1 protein-coding gene is annotated in these 370 nt (G+C 39.7%); it reads left to right on the plus strand.

Translation table 11 applies throughout. The annotated features are described in order from the left end of the window. The coding region (locus IQR33_RS05125; protein ID WP_228013764.1) for a hypothetical protein at positions 1-370 on the plus strand (370 nt) is incomplete at both ends.

A 370-nucleotide genomic window follows, 5' to 3' on the forward strand; every position in this document is an offset into this window, starting at 1 on the left:
GCTACGAGTTACCAAAGCCGGTCCTATTACGCAGGAATGTGGTACAACAAAAATGCACCCAGCAGGAACAAGAAGTATAAGAATACCTGCTGAAGAAGATCCTCAAAAAGCGATGGTCTCAATACTATCTCAGTACAATGACTTAATTGATAATCGAACCTTAGCAGTGAAAAAAAACAGCTCCAGTAATACAGCTGACATGCGTATTGGGTGGTTGTTATGGAAGGATACACTTGATGAGTTTCTGTATTTTGAAGAAGAGATGAATAAAGTTGATGTTAATAATTATTATGCACAATGGAATGTAACTCCTGCAAAAGGCGCTCGTAAAGGCTCCCGTAGTTTATGGATCTATGAACGGGCTACTGAC

It is taken from the genome of Vibrio sp. OPT46 (assembly GCF_015163535.1).
Lineage (GTDB): Bacteria > Pseudomonadota > Gammaproteobacteria > Enterobacterales > Vibrionaceae > Vibrio > Vibrio alginolyticus.